Below are 17,309 nucleotides of genomic sequence, written 5' to 3' on the forward strand. Positions count from 1 at the left end.
TGGAGCAGCTGATGCGCTCGGGCGGCAATGGCGGCAGCACCGTGTTTGATCAGATGACAGCCAGTTACACGATTGAAGGCGGCAACCTGCGCAATCAGGATCTTCTGGTTCTGCTCAAGGGGTTCCGGGCCGAAGGCAAGGGCCGGATCGGGCTGGGCGCGCGGGATCTGGACTACCTGTTTATCCCCCAGCTGGTGCGGGCAGGCCGTGATCAGGTGCTGACCATCCCGGTGCGGATCACCGGTCCTTGGGAAAACCCGGATATCCGTCCGGACCTGAGCCAGGCGCTGCAGCCGAAGATCGACGAGATTGAGCAGGAGGCCAAGGACAGGGTGCGCCAAAAGCTGAGTGAGGAACTGAACACCGAAATCGCGCCGGAACAGGATCTGAATGACGTGCTGAAAGAGCGTATCGAACAGGAAGCCCGGGACCAGCTGTTGAGGCTGCTGGGCGGCGATTGACCTCCTCCAGCTGGAGGGCCCCGGGTCAAGGAGGGCCGAGAGGCCACAGCCCGGCCTGTCCTTGACGCGGCTGCAGGCGACTTACACTCGAATTGGAGCATGTAAGTGCAGACCTGCCCTTACATCGCGTCTCAGCAAATGAAAGCGCCCGCCGAAGGCGGGCGCGGATCGCCTGCGCCAGCAGGCGAAACCACTCAGACTGCCGCCTGCGCCAGCAGGCGAAAAACCTTGTGGCCAAGGTCAGATGGTCTGGTCGTAGTCGCCCACCAGCGGTTCGGTGCGGATCACCGCGTCGATATCCGCAAAGATCGCCCGCATCTCGTCTTCGCTGTCGGAGCTTTCGCAGACCACCACCAGGTTCGGCGTATTCGAGGATGCGCGCACCAGGCCCCAGGAGCCATTGTCCAGGATTACCCGCGCACCGTTCACGGTGACAACTTCCTTGATGGCGCGGCCGGCAAGGCTGTCGCCCGCCTCATGCTTGGCCACCAGTTTCTGCACCAGCCGCTCCAGAACGTCGTATTTCTCGGTGTCGGCGCAATAGGGGGACATGGTCGGGGTGGACCAGGTTTTGGGCAGCGCCTTGCGCAGGTCGGACATCGACTGGTCCGGGTTGCGGTCCAGCATCTTGCAGACCTCAACCGCCACCCGCATGCCGCAGTCATAGCCGCGGCCGATGGGTTCGGCCAGGAAGTAGTGGCCGGACTTCTCAAAGCCGGCCAGGGCGCCGATTTCCTTGACCCGCCGCTTCATGTGGCTGTGGCCGGTTTTCCAGTAATCCGCGGTCACGCCGTTCTTCTGCAGCTCTGGGTCAGAGGCGAACAGGCCGGTGGATTTTACGTCGGCCACAAAAGTGGAGTTCGGATAGAGCTTGGACAGATCACGCGCCATGATCACGCCCACTTTGTCGGCAAAGATCTCCTCGCCCTCGTCATCCACCACGCCGCAGCGGTCGCCGTCACCGTCAAAGCCTAGCGCCAGATCGGCGCCCGAGGCTTTTACGCTGGCGGACATGTCATGCAGCATTTCCATGGCTTCGGGGTTGGGGTTGTAGTGCGGGAAAGTGTAGTCGAGCCGGTTGTGGCTCTCGACCACTTCGACACCCAAACGCTTGAACAGCTCCGGCGCAAAGGCAGAGGCGGTGCCGTTGCCGGTGGCGCAGACCACCTTCAGCGGGCGGGACATTTTGAAATCACCCGCCAGGTCGTCGAGATAGGCCTCTTTCACGCCATCCACGAATTCATAAGAGCCGCCCGGAGCAGGCCGGCCTTCGCCGTTCAGCACGATATCGCGCAGCTCGCCCATCTCGTCCGGGCCGTGGGTCAGCGGGCGCTCAAAGCCCATTTTGACGCCGGTCCAGCCGTTGGGGTTGTGCGACGCGGTGACCATGGCGACCGCGGGCACGTCCAGGTGGAATTGCGCGAAATAGGCCATTGGCGACACGGCGGGGCCAATGTCCTTCACTTGGATGCCCGCCTGCATCAGGCCAAGGATCAGGGCGTTTTTGATCGCCAGCGAATAATCCCGGTAATCGTTGCCGACCGCAATCACCGGCTCGATGCCGCGTATGCGCATCTGGGTGCCAAGGCCCAGGCCCAGGGCGGTCATGCCGGGGAGGTTGATCTCCTCCGGGTACTTCCAGCGTGCGTCGTACTCGCGGAAACCCGTGGATTTGATCATCGCGTCGCGCAGAAAGCTCCAGGTGTTCGGGGTCACCTCTGGCTGGGGTTTTGTCATCTCTGAAATCTCTTTGCTGGTTCAAATACGGATGGGATCGGCCTTGGCCAGCGCATCAAAGCGCATCAGGCTGCCGATGAGCTGCGGCATCTGATCCAGGTAGATCATGTTCGGCCCGTCGGACGGTGCTGTGTCCGGGTCCTGATGGGTTTCGATGAACACTGCTGAAATGCCGAGCGATACCGCTGCGCGGGCCATCAGCGGCGCAAATTCACGCTGGCCGCCGGTGGAGCCGCCCTTGCCGCCGGGCTGCTGCACCGAGTGGGTGGCGTCCATCACCACCGGGTAGCCGCCCTGCGCCATCTGCGGCAGCGACCGCATGTCGGCCACCAGGGTGTTGTAGCCGAATGAAGTGCCGCGTTCCGTCAGCAGGATATTGGTGTTGCCAGTGCTTTCGACTTTGGCCACCACATTGGCCATGTCCCAGGGCGCCAGGAACTGGCCCTTCTTGATGTTCACCGCCTTGCCGGTGTTGCCTGCGGCCAGCAGCATGTCGGTCTGGCGGCACAGGAAGGCAGGGATCTGCAGGATGTCCACCGCCTCCGCCGCCACCGCGCATTGCGCCTCGGTGTGCACATCGGTCAGCACCGGCACGCCGAATTCCGTGCGGATTGTGTCCAGCACTTTCAGCCCCTCGTCCAGCCCCAGCCCGCGCTGGCCGGACAGCGAGGTCCGGTTGGCCTTGTCATAGGAGGCTTTGAACACAAACTGGGCGCCGGCCTTGTCACAGGCCTCTTTCAGCTGCCCGGCAATCATCCGGGCGTGATCTGCAGTTTCCAGCTGGCAGGGGCCGGCAATGAATGTCAGCGGACAATCATTGCCGATAGTGAGGCCGGCGATATCGATGTTTTTCATGAGCTTCCGATAGCTTTATGATGAGACCTGTTCCCGCAGGATAGACGCGGTAAGCGAGCACATCAGATAAATACCGGAAAAAATCAGGAAAGCCAAAACGGTATTCTCGAACTTGCGCGGATAAGACGGCTCCTGGCTGGGAACAGGCTCCACCGCGGTGGTCAGATAACGGACCTGGCGGTTGGCCTCCAGACGGGTGGTTTCCACTTGCTGCAAGGCCGATTGCAGCATCAGGTCGCGGGTCGCGAGATCGGCCTGAGCCATCTGAATCTGGATCCGCAGACTGGCCAGCGAGTTTTCGCCGGCCGAGGCATCGACCATGCGGTTGTTGAGACTTGCGATCACCGCTTTCAGCCGCCGGATGTCTGCCTCCGCGCCGGACACTTTGGCGCGGTTGGGGCGGGCGTTGTCCTGAAGCGCGGCGAGCTCCAGCCGTTTTTCCTCCAGCTGGATTTCAAAGGTGCTGATCTGCTGGCGCAGCGACGCCACCACGCCTTCGGGGTCCAGAACTGACCCTTGCTGCTGCAGCAAAACCAGTTGCTCCTGTGCGGCGCGGCGCTGGGCCTCGGCATCAGAGAGCGCGGATGCCGCTTCGGACATCTGGTCGGCCCGCTTTTGCTGCGAGAGGTTGTTCACCTTTTCCTGCGCATATGAGATCAGCTTGCGGGAAAATTCCGCCGCGGCTTCGGGATCGGCAGCAGAGACTTCCATCCGCACCACGCCCTCGGTCGGGTCATAGCCGATCTTCACGTTGCGGCTGTAGGTGGCATAGGCCTCCTCGTTTGTCGGGCCGCTCTCCAGCCGCTGGATCGGGTCCAGCCAGTCCTGGGTGAAATGCGCCTTGAAACCGGCCTCTCGGTCCAGCCGCAGCATCGCCTCTTTGGACATCAGGTAGCTTTGCACCGCAATAGAATCCTGACTGGTGGCGAACTGAGTGCCGGACAGCAAGCCGCCGACACCGCCGCCCGCGCTGTCGGCCTTAAGCACCAAGAACTCAGATTTGGAAGAATACATCGGCGTGGCCACCGAGTAGAAGTAAAACCCAGCGGCCAGCGTCGGCAGCAGCACGAAAAAGGCCAGCCGGGCGGCCAGCAAGGTCAATTTGCGGCGGCGGCGGCGGGCGATATCGCGCTGGATTTCCTGGATTTCACGGGTGCGCCGCTCTGCCGGGCTCAGCTCGGTCGAGGGCAGGGTGGTCTTGCCCGCGGGCACTGTCTGCGGCAGCTGGACCGATCCGGGCGCAGGCGGGGTGCCTGCGGGCTGCGCCTTGTTCTGCGGCACCACCAGTTCCAGCATATTGGCGCGCTTGAACGGGTCGATGCCGCGCTCGCGCAGCATCCGCACGGCCTCAAAATCCGAGGTGGCGGCAAGGTTATGTTTCTGCGCCATCCGGCGGGCCAGGCGCAGTTGGCGGCCGGTCAGGCCTTCGTGGCGGATTGCATCGATATCGGTTTCCTGCCGGGTCTCGCGGGCCGAGCTGACCATGCCGGACAGCGGCGCGCCGCCAGGTTGCGCTTCAGCCGGATGGGCTGCGCCCGGATTCGACGGAGCTGCCTGCGCTGCCGGTTCTGCTGCCGGCGCCGCGGGCCGGGCGGCGGCAGCCGCGGTCCGGGGCTGGGAAGGCCCGGCCGGGCTTGCGGCGGCGCCGGCCGCCTGAGGCTGATCCCCGGCGCCGCTGGCTCCGGCTGCAGCGGGGCTGCGGCGGATGCGGAACTTTTTAGCTCTCGGTTTCGTAGTCATAGAGCTGTTTCGCTTCTTCCAAAGTGTCAAAAATGTGCAACTGGCCCTGCAGCAGGACCGCAGCTGAACGTGCAAATTTCTCCAGCGTCTTGGCTTGGTGGGAGACGATGATGATTGTGGTTGTCGCCAGCCGCTCCTGCAGGATTTGGCCAGCCTTGCGGTTGAACTCCACATCCGTTGTGCTGGGCATGCCTTCATCGATCAAGTAGATGTCAAAGTCCAGCGCCAGCATCAGCGAGAAGCTGAACCGTGCCCGCATCCCCGAAGAATAGGTGCCAAGCGGCTGATCGAAATACTCCCCCAGACCGCAAAGCCAGCGGCAATAGGCCTCCACATAGTCGGGATCCAGCCCGTACAGCTTGGCGATATAGCGGCAGTTTTCCATTGCGGACAGGCGGCTGATCACCCCGCCCATGAACCCCAGCGGAAAGGAAATCTTGCAATTGCGGCGGATCTCGCCCTCATCCGGTTTTTCCAGCCCGGCCATCATGTTGATCAGCGTGGTCTTGCCGGTGCCGTTCGGAGCCAGCACACCCAGCGATTTGCCCGGCTCGACGCGGAACGACACGCGGTCAAGGATCACCTTGCGCTGGGTTCCCGTCCAGAAGGACTTGCTGACGTTTTCAAACTCAAGCATTGCTGGTTCCGGTGCTGCTCGTGCGGCCCTCTTGCGGGCTCTGTCTGCCTCATATCCACATCGGCGCTCTGACGCGCCCGTGGCTCTTTGGTATCAAAAGAGTGTTAATGGCCTACGCCGCGAATTTGGCCTTATTATGTCGAATTGTACCATAATTGATCAATGAAGTTTTAACCAATTCACCCCCGATCCGGGATGAGGGACGTGTTTTTTGCCGGCAGGATGGCAAGGCGGAGTAAGCGATGACTGTTTCCAAAGGCGGGACAATGAGGGCCGGGCAGCAATTGAAAGCAGAGATTCGGGGCTGCCGGATCTGTGCGGAGCGATTTGCCGCCACTGCCACGGCGCATGAGCCGCGCCCCGTGGTGTGGTTCCGTCCTTCAGCCCGGATCCTGATTGCCGGTCAGGCCCCGGGGGCGCGGGTGCATGAAAGCGGCCGGCCTTTTACTGACCCGTCCGGTGACCGGCTGCGCGGCTGGCTGGGCCTCACTGAGGCGGAGTTCTATGACAGGGACCGGGTGGCCGTGGTGCCGATGGGGTTTTGTTTTCCCGGCTACAACGAGAAAAAGGCCGATCTGCCGCCGCCTGCCGTGTGCAGTAAGACCTGGCATGCCCAAGTGATGGCGCAGCTGCCGGATGTCCGCCTCAAGGTTCTGGTCGGTGCGCATGCGCAGCGCTATCACCTCGGCGTAAAGGGGCCGGTGACGCCGCTGGTTCAGGGCTGGCGGGATCATGCGCCGCAGGTCTTCCCCTTGCCGCATCCGTCCTGGCGTAATACCGGATGGCTGAAGAAAAACCCCTGGTTCGAAGCCGAGCTGCTGCCGGTTTTGCAGGCCCGGGTGAGGGAGCTGATGCAATGACCGAACAAACTCTGTTGGACCTGGCCCATGCCGCGATGGAGACCGCGCCGCAGGACGATGCTGCCCGGCTGCGGTTTTTTGAGCGTCTGTCGGATGCCGAGCTGTTTTTGATGCTGGCGGCTGAGGCCGATGGAGATCAGATTTCGCCGGAGCTGTTTGAGACGCCGGAGGGTTCCTTTGTGCTGGTGTTCGACCGTGAGGAGCGGCTGGCGGGATTTGCCGGCCGGGCAGTGCCTTATGCAGCGCTGTCGGGGCGGGTTGTTGCACAGTTGCTGGCGGGGCAGGGGATCGGGCTGGGCCTGAACCTGGAAGTGGCGCCCTCATCAATTCTGATCCCGGCAGAGGCTATCGGCTGGCTGTATCAGACACTGGGCCACGCCCCCGAAGAAGTGGAGGACAAGATCACGGAGTTCACAGCGCCTGCCGGGCTTCCGGAGGTGCTGCTGACGGCCTTGGATGCCAAACTGGCTACCGCTGGCGGGCTGGCCGCAGCGGCCTATCTGGCCGGCGTGCGCTATGCAGGCGGCGGGCGCGGGCATCTGTTGGGCTTTGTCGGTGCCAGAGAGGCCGCGCAGCCGTCGCTGGCCAAGGCCGCCGGCGAAGCGCTGACCTTTTCCGGCGTTGAGGCCGGTGCCATGGATGTTGCGTTCTTCGAGCTGGAGGATCCGGTTGCTGCCAGCCTGGCACGCGCGGGCCTGCGCTTTGACCTGCCGCAGCCGCCGGAACCGGAAAGCTATCAGCCGGAGATCCCGGGCAGCAACCCGGACAAGCCGCCGCGGCTGGTGTAGCAGGAGGGGGAGGCTCCCGCCTGTTCCGGCACATTTGGAAAATGTGCCTCGCAGTTGGGCGTGGCGCTGTGCTGTGCACAGCGCAGGGGGCCTTCTGAAAAGCGCTTAAGGGCAGGCCTGCCCTTAAGGCGCCTGTTCAAGGATGTTCTGCCTGTTTCCGGGCGGTGGCGCGCCGCGCATCAGCGCGGCGCCGGGCCCAAGGCCGCATAAGGCAAGTCCGGGCATGGCCCGGACTTGCGCGGGCGCGGGAGGGCATCGTGCGCAGTTATTCCGCTGCCGGTTCCAGCTTGTCCTGGGTGCGGGTGTCGAAATCGCTTGCGTCGTGGCGCTCATGCAGCTGGGTATCCAGTTCTCCAAAGGAGCGGTTCACCATGCGGCCGCGTTGCACCGCCGGGCGGGCGTCGATGGCCTTGGCCCAGCGGACGACGTTCTTGTAGCTTTCCGCGTCCAGGAATTCCGCGGCATCATAAAGACGGCCCAGAACCAGCTGGCCGTACCAGGGCCAGATCGCCATATCGGCGATGGTGTAATCCTCACCGGCGATATAGCTGCGCTCCGCCAGCTGCCGGTCCAGCACGTCGAGCTGGCGTTTGCTTTCCATCGCAAAACGGTCGATCGGGTACTGCCATTTCTCCGGCGCATAGGCGTAGAAATGGCCAAAGCCGCCGCCCAGGTAGGGCGCGCTGCCCATCTGCCAGAACAGCCAGTTCAGGGTCTCGATGCGCGCCGCGCCGCCTTCCGGCAGGAACTCGCCGAATTTCTCCGCCAGATGCATCAGGATCGAAGCGCTCTCGAACACCCGCACCGGTTCATTGCCGCTGCGGTCCAGCAGCGCCGGGATTTTCGAGTTCGGGTTGATCTCCACGAACCCCGAGCCGAATTGGTCGCCGTCGCCGATCTTGATAATCCAGGCGTCATACTCGGCGCCCGCGTGGCCCTTGGCCAGCAGCTCTTCAAGCATCACCGTGACCTTCACCCCGTTCGGGGTCGCCAGGGAGTATAGCTGCAGCGGGTGCTTGCCCACCGGCAGTTCCTTGTCATGGGTCGCACCGGCAATGGGGCGGTTGGTGGAGGCAAACTCGCCGCCGTTTTCCTGGTCCCATGTCCAGACCTTCGGCGGGGTATAGGGGGTGTCGCTCATCTGTCGGGCCTTGTTATGATTGTTTCCTGAATGGGGGCAATCGCACATGCTGCGGCGATCGGCTCAGGCAGAGATAAGGGGATATTTACAATTTCCAATGACTGGAAGGTATGGGCGACGCAAATTTTTCAAAAGTTCACAGAAGCCGCGTGTGCGGACACAGAGGCGTGAGCCCCCCTTCGCATTTGCTGCAGGCCCTATAATGTCTGTTCCGAAGCCGGTCAGGATGCCGGTGCCCAAGTTGAAGCGATCACCGATGAAAGGGATGATTTCATGAAGCGTTTTGCATTTGCTGCCGTGGCAGCGCTGTCCTTTGCCCTGCCGGCCTTTGCAGGCGAGCAATATGTCGATGGCACCGGATTTGCTGTCTCCGGCTATGACGTGGTGGCCTACCGCAGTCTGGATATGAACCCGGTGGGCACTGCGCAGCCTGAACCAGTCCGGGGCCATGCGAATATCACCGCTGACTACAACGGCGCGACCTGGGCGTTCTCGACCGAGGAGAACCGAGACGCGTTTCTGGAAAATCCGGCCCATTATGCGCCGCAGTATGACGGCCACTGTGCCTATGGCGTGTCGCGTGGCGGAAAGGTGCCGGCCAATCCGAACCTGTGGCGCATCGTCGATGACAAGCTGTATCTGAACATCACCGACGTTGTCGTTGGCTTCTGGGAAGAGGACATTCCGGAAAACATCAACCTGGCCGAAGGCAACTGGCCGGGGATTGAGCCGGACGCGGCCTCGGGCAGCGTGATCCCGAAGTTCACCTCTGCCGGACCGGTGGCAAACTGATCTGAGGTAAAACTCTCATCTGCCTGGCCGCAAGGCCGGGCGGGCGGCGGAAATGAGAAAACCCGCGCTGCAAGGCGCGGGTTTGAATTGTCTTATAGGTCTGCACACAGGCTGTCAGCGCCCGCCTGATCCTCAGCGGCGGCGGTCCCGGCGCGAGGACATCGGCTGGAAGGCCACGCCCACATGCGCCTCGCAATAGGGTTTGCCTTGCTGCGAGGGCAGGCCGCAGAACCAGAAGTCCTCGGTTGCGGGGTCGCCAACCGGCCATTTGCAAGTGCGTTCGGTCAGATCCATCAGGGTCAGCTTCTTGGCCTTCTTTTCGATCTCGTTGACCTTGGCCAGCGCTTCGGGGCTGATTTCATTGGCCGAAGGCTGGGGCGGCAATGGCTGGCCGGCCGGGATGATCTGGCGGCGGGCAGGCGTCGCCGGTTTGGCTTCGGCTGAGGCAGGCTGGACCGCTGCGGGGCGGGCCGGCTCGGTCTTGGGCTGCGGCTTCGGTTTCGCTGCGGCCGCAGGTTTCGGTGCTGCAGCTGCGGCGGCTGCGGCGGGCTTTTCCTTCGGCTCGGCGGCCTTGGTTGTGCCGCTGTTGCGGTTGGACAGGCCGAGGCGGTGCACCTTGCCGATCACCGCATTGCGGGTAACGCCGCCCAGTTCCTTGGCGATCTGGCTGGCCGACTGGCCCTCGCCCCACATTTTCTTAAGCAGTTCGACGCGCTCGTCTGTCCAGGACATCTGTTGCCTTTCCAAGCTAATAGCGGCCCCAGGGATTCTGCGGCCGCCATCATATTCCGTGTGATCGCCCTATTTTAATCACTCCGGGCGGAGTTACAAGGCATCTTGCGCCCCTTGCCGCAGCCGTTATGCAGGCAAAGCAGCGAAAAACGGGGGCAGCATGGCGGATCAGGGGTATCAGGTTGAATTGGGCGCACGCCGGTTCGGACGGGTGAACTGGCTGGGGCTCAAGGCGCTGGCCTGGCGCGAGGTGAAGCGGTTCCTGGCAGTTTGGACCCAGACCCTGCTGGCGCCGCTGATGACCGCGGCGCTGTTTCTGATGATCTTCAACATCGCCATCGGCCCTCAGCGCGGTGATGTGATGGGGGTGCCGTTCCTGACCTTCCTGGCGCCGGGCATCATGATGATGACGGTGATACAGAACGCTTTTGCCAATACGTCGTCCTCGATTGTGATTGCCAAGGTGCAGGGTAACATCGTCGACACGCTGATGCCGCCCCTGTCCGGGCTGGAGATCCTGCTGGGCTATCTGGCAGGCGCCATCGCCCGCGGCACGCTGGTGGCACTGGGCATCGGGCTGGGATTGATGGCGGTCTTGCAGATCGTGCCTGCGCATCCGCTGACAGCACTGGTGTTCATCGTGCTGGGCGCGGCGTTTCTGGGCGGCTTGGGCATCGTCGCCGGTGTTTTTGCTGACAAGTTCGATCAGATGGCGGCGATCACAAATTTCATCGTCACGCCGCTCGCCTTTTTGTCGGGCACCTTCTATTCGGTCGAGGCTTTGCCTCCGGTGCTGAAAGTCATCTCGCATCTGAACCCGGTCTTCTACCTGATCGATGGGGTGCGATTCGGGGTGATCGGCACCTCTGACAGCCCGCCGCTGCTGGGGCTTGCGGTCTGCAGCGGCGCCACCTTTGCAGTGTGCCTGCTGGCCTGGGCCATGCTGCGTTCCGGGTACCGGCTTAAACCCTGACGCTGCTATTCTGCCGGAACCGGATCTTCGCTTGACGGAGGCACCGGTTTCCTGCGTCCAAGCCGCGGGTGCAGGTTGCTCGCCAGCAGCACCGCCCCTGCGGTTGCTGCCGCCCCTGCGGCAAAGATCCCCGCAACCGGCGCGGCCAGCAGAACCAGCCACGCAACGCCAGGGGTCAGAATGCCGGAAATGTCGCGGTAGCTGGAATAGACTGCCGACATCTCGGTGCGCTCGGACGGTTTCACCGCCATCAGAAACGGCAGGCCCGCACAGATATCCAAGAGAATCAGTGCTGCCGAACCGGCCACCAGCAAGGTGATCGACACTGCGGGCCAGTCTTGGGTAAAACATGCGGCGCCAAAACAGGCGGTCACCCCCAAAAAGCCTGCCTGCACCGCAAACCGGATCGAATGCCGTTGCACCCAGCGCTGCAGCAGTGGCGCGCCGAACAGGGCGGCATTGGTCACGGACAGCAGAAGGCCGCCCAGTTCCTCGCTCAGGCCTTTTTCGATGGCAAAGATCGGCAGGTAGACCACGTAAATCCACCACCCGGCCGAGCGGATCACCGCAAACAGCCAGCCGGCGACCAGACGCGGCTGCGCCAGAAACCGGGGCAGGTAAGTCAAGGGATTGGAGGCCGGGCCGCGGGCGCGGGCGATCTGCTTGCCGTCACCCATGCGCATCCACCAGAAGGCCGCCAGCATCACCAGTGCAGCAGCGCCAGAGATCAGAAATGGGGCCGGGGGCCAGATCTCCAGCAGCAGCACGCCGGCCACCGGGCCTGCGGTCCAGCCAAGGGCCGAATAGAACATCCGCGAGGTTTCGCATTGCCCGAGTTCCATCCGGGAAATGTAGTCCAGCACATAAGCGTTGAAGCAGATGAACGTGGTCACCGCCGCCACTGTGTTCAGTGCAAGGGCAGCAAGCACCGACACCGGGCTGCCTTCGATGGCAAAGCCGGCAGAGGCGATGAACATCAGCGCCCCCAGCGAATAGGCCCAGCGGCGCGGCACCAGCCGGATCAGCGCCGGAATCATCAGTCCGGCCAGCAGCGACAGGATGCCAACCGCGAAATAGGAGGCTGACACCAGCCCGGCATCCCCCAGGGCCCGGTACATGATCAGCGGAAAGACTGAGATCAGCGTGCCGCGCACAACCGCTTCGAGCCCCGCCAGGATGCCAAAGTCCCGCACCGAAGGCACCGGCGCGTGGCGCAGCCATTCGGGTATCCGCCTCTCGTGCATCTGCGTCCTCCTGTCCTGCTAGGGAACAGGGTGGCGCGCAATATGCGGGGAAAATGCCGGTTTTCGACGCAGACGTCGCGGCCAGACCCGGCGCAGGAAATAACTTTTCGTGAGGGCCGGCTGTCTAGCGGTCGATTGCGGCAGCGGCGGCGCGGCCTGCCGGGGGAACAGGCCGGCCCTCCCGCCAGGCGAGAATGGCCGCACCGGCCAGAATGATGAAGGCGCCAAGGAAGGATATGGCATCCGGCACCACGCCGAAGCCAAGGAAGTCGTAAAATGCCGCAAAGACCAGCGTGGCATAGCTGAACGGCGCCACAAAGGAGGCATCGGCCCGCGCCATTCCATTGATGAAACAGGCCTGCGCACAGGCCATCAGCAGCCCCAGTCCAGCCAGCGCACCCCATTGCGCGAGGCCCGGCATCTGCCAGACCGGCAGCACGGCGCAGCTTGCGATCATCATGCCCAGCAGGTTGTTGAACCAAAGCACTTGCAGCGGCCCTTCGCGGCCCGCGAGCTTCTTGATGAAAATCAGCTCCAGCCCCATCACCGCCGCGGCCCCCAGCGCGAGCAAGGCTGCGGGCTGGAAGCTGGCGGGGGTAGGGCGCAAGAGGATCATCGCTCCGATCATGGCAACCAACGCCGCCCCCCAGCGCCAGGGGCCGACCCGCTCTCCCAGCAGCGGAATCGCCAGCAGCATGCCGAACACCGGGTTCAGGAAGGTGATGGCGGTGGCATCGGCCAGGGGGATGTAGGCAACCGAGGCAAACATCAGCGTCACACCGGCCCAGCCGAACGACGTGCGGCCGATGTGATATCCCCAATGCGGCCGGGTGAACCGCGGGCGCAGGGCTATCACCACCGATGAAATCGCCAGGAAAGCAAAGACAAACCGCCCATGGCTGATCTGCATCGGATGCAGCGGCGTGCCCAGCAAATCCGTTCCCAGCGCCTTGGCCAGCAGGGTGGTGCCCGCAATGAAGGTTGTTGCCGCCAGAATGAGGGCGGCGGCCAGGGCTGGGTTCTGGGGAGTAACGAGGCTCATCGGCAAGCGGTGCGGCAAGCTGCCGCGGGATGCAAGTGGAAACGCTTCGGCGCCTGCCGTATTCTGGTCAGGGGAAGGCACGCTGCCCCGCAGGTGTAGCAGGAAGGGGGGCGCTGCCCCGCAGGTATAGAAGGAAGAGGGGCGCTGCCCCTCTTGGCCTGACGGCCAATTCACCCCGGAGTATTTCGGCAAAGGTGAAGGAGCGGGCGGCGCGATGTGGCAGATAGACGGGGCGGGTCGTACGAAAAGGGTTTTCTTTTACCGAAACCTCCATTATGGAACCCATCCATGATCAAACGTGCAGATATCACCGTTTTGCGACGCCGACGCCGCCTGGCGTAACCGGCCCTTTGATCTGTTGTGCCTGCCTTGCGGCACATCCCCTTCGAAATCCCTTGCTCCGCCGTTGACCCAAGGCCCCAGCTGTTGCACAGCTTTGGCTTCTACCTTTGAAAAGGATGATCCTGATGATCCCGTCCGTTCTGCCAACCTACAACCGTGCACCGCTTGAGTTCGTCAAAGGCGAAGGCGCCTGGCTGACCACGGCAGACGGGCGACGCTTTCTGGATCTGGGGGCGGGCATTGCAGTGAACGCGCTGGGCCATGCCCATCCGGCGCTGGTGGAGGCTCTGACCACCCAGGCGCAGGCTTTGTGGCATGTCTCCAACCTCTACCAGATCCCGCAGCAGCAGGCGCTGGCCGACAAGCTGGTGGAGCATACCTTTGCCGATACCGTGTTCTTCACTAATTCCGGCACCGAGGCCTGCGAGCTGGCGGTGAAAATGGCGCGCAAGTATTTCTACGACAAGGGTCAGCCGGAGCGGGTGGAGATCATCACCTTTGACGGCTCCTTCCATGGCCGCTCCTCCGCCGGCATTGCCGCTGCCGGTTCGGAAAAGATGACCAAGGGCTTTGGTCCCATGTTGCCGGGTTTTGTGCATCTGACCTTCGGCGATCTTGATGGCGTGACCGATGCCATCTCCGACCAGACCGCCGCGATCATGATCGAGCCGGTGCAGGGCGAGGGCGGCATCCGCCCGGTCCCGGATGCAGAGCTGAAGGCGCTGCGGGCGATTTGCGACGAACATGGCCTGCTGCTGATCCTGGACGAGGTGCAATGCGGTGTCGGGCGGACCGGCAGGCTGTTTGCCCATGAGTGGGCGGGCATCACCCCGGACATCATGATGGTGGCCAAGGGCATCGGCGGCGGCTTCCCGCTGGGCGCGGTGCTGGCCACCGAAGACGCGGCCAGCGGCATGACTGCAGGCACCCATGGCTCCACCTATGGCGGCAACCCTTTGGGCTGTGCCGTTGGCTGCGCGGTTATGGACCACGTCGCCGACGAGGCGTTCCTCGCCGAGGTGAACCGCAAGGCGGGCCTGTTGCGGCAGAAGCTGGAGGGGCTGATTGCCAACCACCCGGAGGTCTTCGAGGAGGTGCGCGGTTCCGGCCTGATGCTTGGCCTCAAGTGCAAAGCGGTCAATATCGACGTGGTCAATGCAGGCTATGACAACGCACTGATCACGGTCCCGGCAGCGGACAATGTGATCCGCCTGCTGCCGCCGCTGACGCTGACCGATGAGGACATCGCCGAGGCCGTCAGCCGCCTGGAAAAAACCGCCGCTCAGTTCGAAGCCGCCTGATCTTCACCTTTGGACAAATACTCCCGGGGGTCCGGGGGCAGGCGCCCCCGGCCTTCGCCAGCCAGAAGCGATACAGTGATGAACCATTTCCTCGACATCCACAAAACCGATCCCTCCGACCTGCGCGCAATCATCGATCAGGCCAAAACCACCAAGCAGGCGCGCCTCGGCCACCCCAAGGCAGCCCTGGACGATGAGCTGCCGCTCAAGGACCGGATGGTGGCGCTGATTTTTGAAAAGCCCTCGACCCGGACCCGTGTTTCGTTTGATGTCGGCGTGCGCCAGATGGGCGGCCAGACCATGGTGCTGAGCGGCAAGGACATGCAGCTGGGCCATGGCGAGACCATTGCCGACACCGCCCGCGTCCTCAGCCGCTATGTCGACATGATCATGATCCGTACCTTTGACGAGACCGTGCTGACCGAGATGGCCGAGTATTCGGACGTGCCGGTGATCAACGGCCTGACTGACCGCACCCACCCCTGCCAGATCATGGCCGACGTGCTGACCTACGAGGAGCACCGCGGCTCGATCAAGGGCAAGAAAGTGGTCTGGGCAGGCGACGGCAACAATGTCTGCGCCTCTTTCCTGCATGCGGCCGGCCAGTTCGGCTTTGACCTCACCTTCACCGGTCCGGCGCAGCTGGATCCGGAGGAGGAGTTTATCGGCCTCGCACGCAAGGCAGGCGCCAAGGTGACCATCGAACGGGACGCGTTCAAGGCAGTTGAAGGCGCCGATCTGATTGTGGCGGATACCTGGGTGTCGATGCATGACAGCCAGTCCTCCAAGGAACGCCGCCACAACATGCTGCGCCCCTATCAGGTGAATGACGATCTGATGGCCGCCGCCAAACCCGATGCGCTGTTCATGCACTGCCTGCCCGCTCACCGCGAGGAAGAGGTGACAAGCGCCGTGATGGACGGAAGGCAGTCGGTGATCTTTGATGAGGCCGAAAACCGCCTGCACGCGCAGAAGGCCATCATGCGCTGGTGCCTGGGCGGCTGAGCATTGCGGCTTGCGGCCAGGGCGGGGCGCTCCCGCCTGCCGCGGATCATTCCATGGAATGACCCTGGCCGGTTGGGCGTGGCGCCGGGCCTTTGGCCCGGTGCAGTGCGTCTGGCGCAGCCGTTTCGGGTTTGGACCCCACGGAAACGGGGATTGCACTGGCTTGAGCCGAGCAGCCCTGCCAGTCTTGGCCTGTATTCGAGCGGGAGGAAATTTTCATGGACCATTCAACAGCCCTGTTGATCGTCGACATGCAGCAGGAGATGGCCAATGTGGCCGCCACGGGCCGCCAGCAGGCCAACCCCGAGGCAGAAGAAAGGGTTGCTGAGCTCGCCGCAGCCTGCCGCACGGCGGGGTTGCCGGTGGTTCATGTGATGCACGATGACCCGCGCGCTGAGAGCAAGTTCCGCCGCGATCTGCCCAGCGGCCAGCCCTTGCCCTGTGCTGTGCCGCAGGAAGGAGAGGCGGTATTTTGGAAGACCTCCTCCTCCGGGTTCTGCGGCACCGGGCTGGAACAGCATCTGCGGGACGCGGGCATCACCCGTCTGGTGATCGCTGGCGGGGTGGCGGCGTTCTGCGTCAACTCCACCGCCCGTTCCGCCGCCGGTCTGGGATTTGGAGTCAAGGTGGTGGAGGATGCGCTGATCGCCTTCGACATGCCCGCGCGCAAGGGAGGCATGCTGGATGCGCAATCCGTTCTGGAGGTCACGCTGTCGGCCCTTCACGCAGGTTTCGGCAAAGTGGTGAGCGTGGCAGATGTGCTTGCGCAGCTGCCTGCCGGGGCTGAAGCCTGAAAGCCATCACCGGCCGAAGCCTCTGCCTGATAAACCTTGTGCAGGCTGCGGATTCCCGCCAGCATCCTCGCGCCAATCAGGGGGAGGAAGACCATGGCGGACGTATCATTCAAACCGCAGGCACTTATCGTCGGGGCAGGGACCGGCCTGTCGGCGGGTTTTGCCCGGCAGCTGGCGGGTGCTGGTTACGCGGTGCATCTGGCGGCGCGCAATGTGGCCAAGCTGGAGGCACTGGCGGCGGAAACCGGGGCAGAGCTGCACCCGCTGGACGGCACCGATGCGGCAGGAACCGCCGCCCTTATCGATGGTCTGCCGGGCGATCTGCGGGTGGCCTGTTACAACCCCTCGGCCCGGATGCGCGGCCCGGTGGCCGATCTGGACCCCGAGGCGGTGCGCAAGGCGGTGGAGATCACCGCCTACGGCGCCTTTGTTCTGGGGCAGGCGGCGGCCAAACGGATGCTGGCGCAGCAGCCCGCGAATGGACGGCGCGGCACCATCCTGTTCACCGGCGCCTCCGCCGGGGTGAAGGGTTTTGCCCAGTCCGCGCCCTTTGCCATGGGCAAGTTTGCGCAGCGCGGCCTGGCGCAGTCGATGGCGCGGGAACTGCACCCCAAGGGCATCCATGTGGCCTGGGTCAACATCGACGGCGGCATCCGCAATGCATCGCGTCCGGAGCGGACCGAGGCCACAGGCCGCCCGGACAGTATGCTGGATCCGGAGGCCATCGCCGCGGAATACATGCATTTGATCAATCAGGACCGGTCAGCCTGGAGCGATGAGCTGGTGCTGCGCCCTTGGGTCGAAAAGTTCTGAACCGGTAACGATGAAACCCCCGCAGCCAGATGGGCGCGGGGGCTTGCTGTTT

General features: G+C 63.5%; 16 protein-coding genes and 1 pseudogene. 9 read left to right on the forward strand and 8 right to left on the reverse strand.

Features of this window, described 5'->3' with window-relative positions; genetic code table 11:
- Positions 1–461: pseudogene (locus tag A2I95_RS19880) on the forward strand (AsmA family protein); the annotation flags it as partial.
- Positions 462–701: 240 nt separating this feature from the next.
- On the opposite strand, the gene A2I95_RS19885 reads toward A2I95_RS19880, so the two are convergent.
- From A2I95_RS19885 to A2I95_RS19900, 4 genes are read right to left on the reverse strand one after another with little or no spacing between them, the layout of a single operon-like run.
- Positions 702–2,198, reverse strand: coding sequence for a phosphomannomutase/phosphoglucomutase (locus A2I95_RS19885; protein ID WP_291732496.1), 1,497 nt, complete (start codon positions 2,196–2,198; stop codon positions 702–704).
- A gap of 21 nt (positions 2,199–2,219) precedes the next feature.
- On the reverse strand, positions 2,220–3,053 hold the full coding sequence (gene kdsA, locus A2I95_RS19890) for a 3-deoxy-8-phosphooctulonate synthase (protein ID WP_291732497.1): 834 nt from the start codon (positions 3,051–3,053) through the stop codon (positions 2,220–2,222).
- 15 nt (positions 3,054–3,068) lie between these two features.
- Entirely contained in the window at positions 3,069–4,793 is a 1,725-nt protein-coding gene (locus tag A2I95_RS19895) for a capsule biosynthesis protein (RefSeq protein WP_291732498.1), read from the reverse strand.
- Positions 4,771–5,430, reverse strand: a complete 660-nt coding sequence (locus A2I95_RS19900; protein ID WP_291732499.1) for an ABC transporter ATP-binding protein — start codon at positions 5,428–5,430, stop codon at positions 4,771–4,773. Before A2I95_RS19900 ends, A2I95_RS19895 begins: the two co-directional genes overlap by 23 nt.
- 266 nt (positions 5,431–5,696) lie before the next feature.
- On the opposite strand from A2I95_RS19900, the gene A2I95_RS19905 reads away from it, so the two are divergent.
- Positions 5,697–6,290, forward strand: a complete 594-nt coding sequence (locus A2I95_RS19905) for a uracil-DNA glycosylase family protein (RefSeq protein ID WP_291732575.1) — start codon at positions 5,697–5,699, stop codon at positions 6,288–6,290.
- Positions 6,287–7,078 (forward strand): SseB family protein, encoded by a 792-nt coding sequence (locus tag A2I95_RS19910; protein ID WP_291732500.1) that lies wholly within the window; start codon positions 6,287–6,289, stop codon positions 7,076–7,078. Before A2I95_RS19905 ends, A2I95_RS19910 begins: the two co-directional genes overlap by 4 nt.
- Positions 7,079–7,343: 265 nt before the next feature.
- On the opposite strand, the gene yghU is transcribed toward A2I95_RS19910, so the two are convergent.
- Positions 7,344–8,219: a glutathione-dependent disulfide-bond oxidoreductase gene (gene yghU / locus A2I95_RS19915; protein WP_291732501.1), complete on the reverse strand. Its 876-nt coding sequence runs from the start codon at positions 8,217–8,219 to the stop codon at positions 7,344–7,346.
- Between the two features lie 273 nt (positions 8,220–8,492).
- Between yghU and A2I95_RS19920 the strand changes: the two genes are divergently transcribed.
- The gene (locus tag A2I95_RS19920; RefSeq protein ID WP_291732503.1) at positions 8,493–9,011 is read left to right on the forward strand and encodes a YHS domain-containing (seleno)protein; all 519 of its coding nucleotides are present in this window, start codon (positions 8,493–8,495) and stop codon (positions 9,009–9,011) included.
- Positions 9,012–9,143: 132 nt separating this feature from the next.
- Here A2I95_RS19920 and A2I95_RS19925 read toward each other — a convergent pair whose 3' ends face one another.
- Positions 9,144–9,743 carry a GcrA family cell cycle regulator gene (locus A2I95_RS19925; protein ID WP_291732504.1) on the reverse strand — a complete coding sequence of 200 codons (600 nt, stop codon included), beginning with the start codon at positions 9,741–9,743 and terminating at the stop codon, positions 9,144–9,146.
- A 160-nt stretch (positions 9,744–9,903) separates the two neighbouring features.
- On the opposite strand from A2I95_RS19925, the gene A2I95_RS19930 reads away from it, so the two are divergent.
- Positions 9,904–10,716 carry an ABC transporter permease gene (locus A2I95_RS19930; protein WP_027258190.1) on the forward strand — a complete coding sequence of 271 codons (813 nt, stop codon included), beginning with the start codon at positions 9,904–9,906 and terminating at the stop codon, positions 10,714–10,716.
- A 5-nt stretch (positions 10,717–10,721) separates the two neighbouring features.
- Here A2I95_RS19930 and A2I95_RS19935 read toward each other — a convergent pair whose 3' ends face one another.
- Together A2I95_RS19935 and A2I95_RS19940 are read right to left on the reverse strand one after the other, a co-directional pair.
- Positions 10,722–11,960: an MFS transporter gene (locus tag A2I95_RS19935; RefSeq protein WP_291732505.1), complete on the reverse strand. Its 1,239-nt coding sequence runs from the start codon at positions 11,958–11,960 to the stop codon at positions 10,722–10,724.
- Positions 11,961–12,084: 124 nt separating this feature from the next.
- Positions 12,085–13,002, reverse strand: coding sequence for a DMT family transporter (locus A2I95_RS19940; protein WP_291732507.1), 918 nt, complete (start codon positions 13,000–13,002; stop codon positions 12,085–12,087).
- Positions 13,003–13,469: 467 nt separating this feature from the next.
- Between A2I95_RS19940 and A2I95_RS19945 the strand changes: the two genes are divergently transcribed.
- The 4 genes from A2I95_RS19945 to A2I95_RS19960 all read left to right on the forward strand — a co-directional run bounded on the left by A2I95_RS19945 (position 13,470) and on the right by A2I95_RS19960 (position 17,257).
- On the forward strand, positions 13,470–14,645 hold the full coding sequence (locus A2I95_RS19945) for an aspartate aminotransferase family protein (protein WP_291732509.1): 1,176 nt from the start codon (positions 13,470–13,472) through the stop codon (positions 14,643–14,645).
- A 78-nt stretch (positions 14,646–14,723) separates the two neighbouring features.
- Positions 14,724–15,650, forward strand: coding sequence for an ornithine carbamoyltransferase (argF, locus tag A2I95_RS19950; protein WP_291732511.1), 927 nt, complete (start codon positions 14,724–14,726; stop codon positions 15,648–15,650).
- Between the two features lie 218 nt (positions 15,651–15,868).
- Positions 15,869–16,444, forward strand: coding sequence for an isochorismatase family protein (locus tag A2I95_RS19955; RefSeq protein ID WP_291732512.1), 576 nt, complete (start codon positions 15,869–15,871; stop codon positions 16,442–16,444).
- A 93-nt stretch (positions 16,445–16,537) separates the two neighbouring features.
- On the forward strand, positions 16,538–17,257 hold the full coding sequence (locus A2I95_RS19960) for an SDR family NAD(P)-dependent oxidoreductase (RefSeq protein WP_291732514.1): 720 nt from the start codon (positions 16,538–16,540) through the stop codon (positions 17,255–17,257).
- The last annotated feature ends 52 nt before the right edge of the window (positions 17,258–17,309 follow it).

The sequence above is a fragment of the Leisingera sp. F5 genome, from assembly GCF_001593695.1.

What these genes read in the sequence shown, in the direction of transcription:
- yghU (WP_291732501.1), bottom strand. Translation starts at nt 8,219, where the DNA reads ATGAGCGACACCCCCTATACCCCGCCGAAGGTCTGGACATGGGACCAG.
- A2I95_RS19935 (WP_291732505.1), bottom strand. Translation starts at nt 11,960, where the DNA reads ATGCACGAGAGGCGGATACCCGAATGGCTGCGCCACGCGCCGGTGCCT.
- A2I95_RS19925 (WP_291732504.1), bottom strand. Translation starts at nt 9,743, where the DNA reads ATGTCCTGGACAGACGAGCGCGTCGAACTGCTTAAGAAAATGTGGGGC.
- A2I95_RS19940 (WP_291732507.1), bottom strand. Translation starts at nt 13,002, where the DNA reads ATGAGCCTCGTTACTCCCCAGAACCCAGCCCTGGCCGCCGCCCTCATT.
- A2I95_RS19900 (WP_291732499.1), bottom strand. Translation starts at nt 5,430, where the DNA reads ATGCTTGAGTTTGAAAACGTCAGCAAGTCCTTCTGGACGGGAACCCAG.
- A2I95_RS19905 (WP_291732575.1), top strand. Translation starts at nt 5,697, where the DNA reads ATGAGGGCCGGGCAGCAATTGAAAGCAGAGATTCGGGGCTGCCGGATC.
- argF (WP_291732511.1), top strand. Translation starts at nt 14,724, where the DNA reads ATGAACCATTTCCTCGACATCCACAAAACCGATCCCTCCGACCTGCGC.
- A2I95_RS19945 (WP_291732509.1), top strand. Translation starts at nt 13,470, where the DNA reads ATGATCCCGTCCGTTCTGCCAACCTACAACCGTGCACCGCTTGAGTTC.
- A2I95_RS19930 (WP_027258190.1), top strand. Translation starts at nt 9,904, where the DNA reads ATGGCGGATCAGGGGTATCAGGTTGAATTGGGCGCACGCCGGTTCGGA.
- A2I95_RS19895 (WP_291732498.1), bottom strand. Translation starts at nt 4,793, where the DNA reads ATGACTACGAAACCGAGAGCTAAAAAGTTCCGCATCCGCCGCAGCCCC.
- A2I95_RS19885 (WP_291732496.1), bottom strand. Translation starts at nt 2,198, where the DNA reads ATGACAAAACCCCAGCCAGAGGTGACCCCGAACACCTGGAGCTTTCTG.
- A2I95_RS19910 (WP_291732500.1), top strand. Translation starts at nt 6,287, where the DNA reads ATGACCGAACAAACTCTGTTGGACCTGGCCCATGCCGCGATGGAGACC.
- A2I95_RS19955 (WP_291732512.1), top strand. Translation starts at nt 15,869, where the DNA reads ATGGACCATTCAACAGCCCTGTTGATCGTCGACATGCAGCAGGAGATG.
- A2I95_RS19920 (WP_291732503.1), top strand. Translation starts at nt 8,493, where the DNA reads ATGAAGCGTTTTGCATTTGCTGCCGTGGCAGCGCTGTCCTTTGCCCTG.
- A2I95_RS19960 (WP_291732514.1), top strand. Translation starts at nt 16,538, where the DNA reads ATGGCGGACGTATCATTCAAACCGCAGGCACTTATCGTCGGGGCAGGG.
- kdsA (WP_291732497.1), bottom strand. Translation starts at nt 3,053, where the DNA reads ATGAAAAACATCGATATCGCCGGCCTCACTATCGGCAATGATTGTCCG.